This window comes from Cellulomonas iranensis NBRC 101100 = JCM 18110, assembly GCF_001552375.1.
In the GTDB taxonomy this organism is placed as follows: domain Bacteria; phylum Actinomycetota; class Actinomycetes; order Actinomycetales; family Cellulomonadaceae; genus Cellulomonas; species Cellulomonas iranensis.
Window position 1 is genome coordinate 1 of the sequence record NZ_BCRB01000141.1, and the last position, 5,241, is coordinate 5,241.

Below are 5,241 nucleotides of genomic sequence, written 5' to 3' on the forward strand. Positions count from 1 at the left end.
CGGGCCGGGCCCGTGGACGCACCGGCCGGGCGCGGCACCGGCACCGCGCGCTCCCCGGCGGTGCGTGCGGGGTCGGCGCAGCCCTCGGTGACGGGCGACGCGTCGTCGGCCACGGTCAGCCCGCGCCCAGCTCGCGCGAGCGGTCGGCCGCCGCACGCACCGCCGCGACGAGCCCCGCCCGGACCGCGTGCGCGTCGAGCGCCGCGACGCCCGCGACGGTCGTGCCGCCCGGCGACGACACGCGCTCGCGCAGCACCGCCGGGTGGTCGCCCGTCTGCGCGACCATCGCGGCCGCACCCTCGACGGTCGCGACCGCGAGCCGCGTCGCCAGGTCGCGCGGCAGCCCCAGCAGCACGCCCGCCTCGGCGAGCGCGTCGACCACGTAGAACGCGTACGCGGGGCCCGACCCGGACAGCGCCGTGACCGCGTCGAGGTGCTTCTCGGCGACCCGCTCGACCAGCCCCGTCGCCGCGAGCACGCGCTCGACGAGCACGAGGTGCCCCTCCTCCGCGGCGCGCCCGGGCGCGATCGCGCTCGCACCCTTGCCGATGAGCGCCGGGGTGTTCGGCATGACCCGGACCACGGGCGTCCCGGCGGGCAGCGCGTCCTCGTAGACGCGCAGCGGCACGCCCGCCGCGACGCTCGTGACGAGCGCACCGCCGCGCAGCACGGGCGCGACCTGCTCGAGCACCGCGGGCACCACGTCGGGCTTGACGGCGACCAGCACGACGTCGGCGGCCGCGACGGCGTCCGGCAGCGTCGCGGTCCGCACGTCGTGCTCGTCGGCGAGCGCCGCAGCCTTCGTCGCGTCCTGGTCGACGACCGTCACGCGGTCGCCCGGCCAGCCGCCCTGCCGCAGCGCCGCGACGAGCGTCCCGCCCATCACGCCGCCGCCGAGCACCGCCACCGCGGGCGTCGCACCGGGGTCCTGCGTGGCCTGCGTCGTCATCGCACCTCCGTCACCGCTCACGGCCGCTCCGCGACGGCCCTGGGTGAGCCTACGACCAGAGCCCGTGCGGCTCGCGGGGTTCCGCGCAGCGGTCCGGGGCGCCGCGGTCTCCGTGGCGGGGCGCCGCGGTCGCGGCGCGGCCCGGCGACGCCGTCCCGCACCCGTCGGCACCCCGACGCCGTGCGGCGTTCCGGCGTCCTGGCAGCCGCAACGCCGCACGGCCCGCCGAGACGGGGACGGGGAAGGCCCGCGCCGGCGTCAGGTGGCAGGCGTCAGGCGTCAGGCGTCAGGCGTCAGGCGAGCGTGAGCAGGCCGTCGGCCAGCAGCCCGCGGACGCTCGGCAGGACGTCGGCGGCCACGTCGGCCGCGGGCACGTCGAGCAGCGCACCGAGCGCGCCGACGATCTGCCCGGCCGTGAGCTCGCCGTCGCACGCACCGACGAACGCCGCGAGCGCGGTCCCGGCCTGCACGGTCCGCCCGAACCCGCCGCCCTGCCGCAGCAGCACGACCCGCGGGTCCACGGCGCCCGGCTCGAGGTAGCGCTCCTCGGTGACGTCGGGCGCGACCGTGAGGTGCCGCGCCGCGAGGTCGTCGTCGGACAGCGCGGTGACGGCGTCGTGCGCCGCGAGCCCGGCCGCGAGCACCGGGCCGAGCGGCTGCCGCAGCGACCCGGTCTGCGACTCGAGCCGACGCAGCGTCGGGCGGCCCGTGGCCGGGCGGCGGAGCGTGACGATCCCGAAGCCGACCGACGCGACGTCGCGCGACGCGAGGTCGTCGAGCCACGCGCCGTACCGTGCCGTCCACGCGGCCCGGTCGGCGGGCGTCGTGCCGCCGTCGCGGATCCACGTCTCGGCGTACTGCGCGGGGTCCTGCTCGTCGCGCTGCACGACCCACGCGTCCAGCCCGGACGCGTCGACCCACGCCCCGATCCGCTCGTGCCACTCCTCGCCGTCGCGGATCTCCCAGTTGGCGAGCATCTGCGCGACGCCACCGGGGGCGAGCACGGCGCCGACGCCCGTGACGAGGTCGCGCACGAGGTCGTCGCCCGCGCGTCCGCCGTCCCGGTAGTCGTAGGCCGGCACGTCGGCACGCCGCGGCGTGATGACGAACGGCGGGTTGCTGACGACCAGGTCGAACGTGTCGTCGGTGACGGGCTCGAGCATCGACCCGGCGCGCAGCTCGACCCGGTCGGGCCCGAGGCCCGCGAGCGCGGTCGTGAACGCCGCGAACGCGAGCGCTCGCGTCGACAGGTCGGTCGCGACGACGTGCTCGGCGTGCCGGCTCGCGTGCAGCGCCTGCACGCCGCAGCCCGTGCCGAGGTCCAGCACGCGGCGGCGCGGGTCGCGCACGGTCGCCTGCGCGAGCGTGACCGACGCGCCGCCGACGCCCAGCACGTGGTCGGTGCGCAGCGCACCGCCGGTCGCGAGCTCGCCGAGGTCGGACACGACCCACCAGGCGGCCTCGCCCGCGCCGTCGCTGGCGGCGTAGGGGCGCAGGTCGACGCGCGCGCGGACCTCGTCGTCGGGTCCGCGCCCGGCGGCGTCGACGAGCCCGAGCAGCGCGGCGGCCTCGACGCCCACCCCGGGCAGGGCCGCGGCGAGCGCGCGCACCGGCACCGGGACGCCCAGCACGAAGCACCGCGTGAGCACCGCCGCGGGGTCGCCGCCCGTCGGTGCCGCCGGCTCGGTCGCGCGCAGCGCGGGCAGCGCCTCGCCGCGGTCGAGGGCTCCCGCCGCGACGGGGCCGAGCAGGTCCTCGACGTGCTCGACGGTGTACGCCGCCGCCGTGAGGTCGGCGCGCAGCGCGGCGACGAGCTCGGGGACGACGACCGGGGCGGGCGGGGTGCTCACGCCCCCATCGTCGCAGCCGCGCCCGCGCCGCCGAGCACCCGTGCGCCGAGCGCGGTACTCGTGCGCCGAGCGCGGTACGCATCTGTACCGCACTCGACGGACGACCACCGCACTCGGGGACGCGCGCGCTCGCGGCTCAGGCGCACGGACGCCGACGACGAGGTCGGCGCGAACCGGCGGGGGCACGGCAGGCCGGCGCACACGGACCGACGCCAGCAGACGGTTCAGGGGGACGGACGAGCGCAGGCGGACGAGCCCAGCCGACGGACGAGCGCAGGCGGACGGCGGCCCGAACCACCGCCGAGGCGCCGGGGTCCCGGATACGGTGGGACGAGGGGGTGTCGCCGTGGACATCGTGCAGACAGTGGCCGTGATCGCGCTCGCGACGGCGATCGTCGTCGGGGTCGTCGTGCGGGGCGTGCGTGCCCGCCGGCGCGGCGGTTCGGCGGCCGAGGGAGCCCGGATCGCGCTCGACGGCGCCGACCGGGTGCAAGGCGTCGTGCTGGCGCGACCCGACACCGGGCCCGTGCGGTACGGCGGCAACGGCCCGCAGGTCGAGCTCACGGTCGACCACCGCGACCCGCTCGACGACGCGGCACCGGGGGGTCGAGCGACCCCCTGACGCGCGGGGCGGCGGGTCGTGTCCCTCCTGCGTCCGGACCGTCGACCGCGGCCGAGTGCCCGGCCGAGTCGCCGTCGCGCCGGGCGGCGCTCACCCGTGCGGCTGCCGTCCGTCGCGGTGCCGCCCGCGCCGGGACGCGCGGGTGCCGTCGTCCCGCGCACGGCTGACGTCACCCAGCGCACCGACGAGGTCGTCAGGCGCGCCGACGGCGTCCCTCGGCGAGCTCGCGTGGCGTCGCTCAGCGCGTGGGTGCCTGCAGGTCGACGACGAGGGGACGGTGGTCGCTCGCGACACCCACGGCCGGGTCGTCGGGCACGCGCGCGCCCAGCACGGGGATCCGGTGGTCGACGAGGACGACGTCGATGCGCACGCGGGGCGCCGCGGCCGGGTAGGTCGCGTGCTCGGCCGACGCGACGACGGCCGCGTCGTGCAGCCCGCCGCGCGCGGCCCCGAGCGTCACCCACGACGGCCCGCCCGGCCGCTCGTTGAGGTCCCCCGCCACGACGACCGGCGCGTCGTCGCCGCCGACGACGCGCCGCAGCACGAGCGCGACGTGGCGCGCGCGCTCGTCGGCGCGCAGGCCGAGGTGCACGACCACCACGCGGACCCCGTCGACGCGCGCGGTCGACGAGCCGCGGCGCGTGAGCCCGGGACGCCACGGCAGGCGCACCGCCGCGGCGTCGCGCACGGACCGGTGCGGCGCCACGAGCAGCGCGGTCGTCCGTGCCCCGCCCCCGCCGACCGCGACCCGCAGCCCGGTGCGCGCCGCGAACCGGCGCAGCCGCCACCGTCCGGTGAGCCCGCGCGGCGGCTCCTGCACGGCGAGCACGTCGGGGCGCGCGGAGCGGACCACGTCGACGAGCGCGTCCACCTGCTCGCGCAGGCCGCGCAGGTTGTACGTCATGACGCGCAGGGCGGCGGCCGGGGCGTCGGTCGCGGGCCCGGCCCCTCGGGTGTCGCGCTGCGCGCCGTCGTCGCGCGTCGTGCCGTGGGCCTCCACCGCGTCCTCCGTCCGTCCCCCCGGGCGTGCGGCGAGGGTACCCGAGCCCGTCGCCGCGGCCCCGCGCCCTGCACGCGGCACCGAGCCCGACGTAGGTTGGGCCGATCCACCGATCCGCGCGCGTGAGCGCACGACGAGAGGACGACGCCGTGCGACGTACGCCGGCCCTGGCCGTCACGGCCGCCGCCGCCCTGCTGCTGACCGCCTGCACGGGCGGTGCGGACGACCCGACGCCGCCCGGCACGGCCGGACCGTCGGGCGGGTCCGCGGGCGAGGCCTCGAGCGCCCCCGACGCGGCCCCCGCCGAGCCGCTGCCGCCGGCCACCGCCGAGTGCCTCGCGGGCACGTGGCGCCTCGACCTGGCCGCGATGCAGGACGACCTCGCGCAGCTGTTCGCCGCCGCGGACGACGACGCCGTGGAGGTCACGGTGTCGGGCACGTCGACCTACGAGTTCGAGGCCGACGGGTCCTTCGCGGCGACGGTCGACTCGACGTCGGGCATGACGATGCGGTCCGACGAGACCGAGCTGACGTCACGGTCGGAGTCGAGCGGCGACCTCACGGGTGCGTGGTCGCTCGACGGCGGCCGGCTGACGATCTCGGACGTCGACAGCAGCGGGCTCGACGTGACGACGACGGCGGAGATGGACGGCGAGACCCTCGACGTGCCGCCGGGCGCGCCCGAGGACGCGATCGAGGCGCTGCCGCCGACGCTGTCGACGGCGACGTGCTCGGACGACACCCTGGTGCTCGCGGCGGACCTCACGCAGGACGAGGGCGGCGACCCCGTGACGATCAGCTACACGCTGCGCCGCTGACC

General features: G+C 78.8%; 5 protein-coding genes. 2 read left to right on the top strand and 3 right to left on the bottom strand.

Features of this window, described 5'->3' with window-relative positions; translation table 11 throughout:
- Window positions 1-115: 115 nt before the first annotated feature.
- Both proC and CS2_RS17540 read right to left on the bottom strand, forming a co-directional pair.
- Window positions 116-949 carry a pyrroline-5-carboxylate reductase gene (gene proC, locus CS2_RS17535; RefSeq protein WP_070320937.1) on the bottom strand — a complete coding sequence of 278 codons (834 nt, stop codon included), beginning with the start codon at window positions 947-949 and terminating at the stop codon, window positions 116-118.
- A gap of 293 nt (window positions 950-1,242) precedes the next feature.
- The gene (locus tag CS2_RS17540) at window positions 1,243-2,799 is read right to left on the bottom strand and encodes a DUF7059 domain-containing protein (RefSeq protein ID WP_070320938.1); all 1,557 of its coding nucleotides are present in this window, start codon (window positions 2,797-2,799) and stop codon (window positions 1,243-1,245) included.
- A 346-nt stretch (window positions 2,800-3,145) separates the two neighbouring features.
- Between CS2_RS17540 and CS2_RS17545 the strand changes: the two genes are divergently transcribed.
- Complete coding sequence (locus CS2_RS17545) at window positions 3,146-3,421, top strand: hypothetical protein (protein WP_070320939.1); 276 nt, start codon at window positions 3,146-3,148, stop codon at window positions 3,419-3,421.
- A 238-nt stretch (window positions 3,422-3,659) separates the two neighbouring features.
- Here CS2_RS17545 and CS2_RS17550 read toward each other — a convergent pair whose 3' ends face one another.
- A complete protein-coding gene (locus CS2_RS17550) occupies window positions 3,660-4,421 on the bottom strand; it encodes an endonuclease/exonuclease/phosphatase family protein (RefSeq protein ID WP_156442204.1) in 762 nt (253 codons plus the stop codon).
- A 122-nt stretch (window positions 4,422-4,543) separates the two neighbouring features.
- Here CS2_RS17550 and CS2_RS17555 point away from each other — a divergent pair, with 122 nt between their 5' ends.
- Complete coding sequence (locus CS2_RS17555; protein ID WP_169798668.1) at window positions 4,544-5,239, top strand: lipocalin-like domain-containing protein; 696 nt, start codon at window positions 4,544-4,546, stop codon at window positions 5,237-5,239.
- The last annotated feature ends 2 nt before the right edge of the window (window positions 5,240-5,241 follow it).